At 74.0% G+C, this 1,003-nt stretch carries 2 protein-coding genes; one reads left to right on the top strand and one right to left on the bottom strand.

Annotation, left to right across the window (positions count from 1 at the left end):
• A partial coding sequence (locus ACYVE7_RS34625) for an SDR family NAD(P)-dependent oxidoreductase (protein ID WP_460370861.1) occupies positions 1 to 679 on the top strand: 679 nt, incomplete at its 5' end.
• On the opposite strand, the gene ACYVE7_RS34630 is transcribed toward ACYVE7_RS34625, so the two are convergent.
• Positions 676 to 1,003: beta propeller repeat protein (locus ACYVE7_RS34630; RefSeq protein WP_460370862.1), on the bottom strand; the 328-nt coding region annotated here is incomplete at its 5' end. The two genes, ACYVE7_RS34625 and ACYVE7_RS34630, sit on opposite strands and share 4 nt — an antisense overlap.

Consider the following 1,003-nt stretch of genomic DNA (forward strand, 5'->3'; position numbering starts at 1 on the left):
GGGGCGGGCCGGGGCTCGGGTGGTGGTGCTGGCGCGGGGGGTGGAGGGGCTGGAGGAGACAGTCGCGGGGTTGCGGGGGGTCGGGGTGGAGGCCGCGGCCGTCGTCGCGGATCTGGGGGCGGGGCGGGAGGCCGTGCGGGAGGCGGCGGAGCGGGCCCAGGAGGCGTTCGGGGAGATCGATGTGCTGGTGAACTCGGCGGGGGTGAATCCGCGGCCGCATCTGGATGAGCTGACGGATGCCAACTGGGATCTGTCGATGGCGGTGAATCTGGACGCGCCGTTCGTGCTCGGGCAGGTGTTCGGGCCGCGGATGGCGGCGCGGGGGTGGGGGCGGATCATCAATATCGGGTCGCAGCAGAGTTTCCGGGCGTTCTTCAACAGCGGGGCCTACGGGGTGTCGAAAGCCGGGGTGGTGGCGCTGACGCGGTCGCAGGCCGAGGCGTGGTCGGGGCGCGGGGTGACGTGCAACAGCCTGATCCCGGGGTTCGTGATCACGCCGTTGACGGCGCAGGCGTCCGCCGACCCGGTCCTGCTGGAGCAGCTCGCGGCCCGGACGTTCGTGGGACGGAACGGGCTGCCGTCGGACTTCGTGTCGGCGGCGCTGTTCCTGGCCTCACCGGCCTCGGGGTTCGTGACCGGCCAGGCCCTGTTCGTCGACGGCGGGTTCGCCGCCCACTAGGCGCCTTCGGTGGGGTGCCAGAGGTAGGGGTCGACGCCGTCGGAGACGGTGATGGCGGTGAGGTTTCCGGCGAGGACGGCCAGGGTGGTGACGTGCTGGTCGCCGGGGCCGTCGAGGCCGCCTCCGGTGTGGCTCGCGGCCTGCCAGGTGAGGCCGTCGTCGCTGGTCCAGGTGAGGACGTCGCCGTCGCGTGCGCCCGCGGCCAGCCAGCCTTTGCCGGTGGCGGTCAGGGCGGTGACGGCGGCGGGAGCGCCCGGAGGTTCGGACTGGCGCCAGGTGCGGCCGGCGTCGGTGGAGGCGAACACCAGGGGGCGGCCCGCGACG

Source organism: Actinocorallia lasiicapitis, from assembly GCF_054778695.1.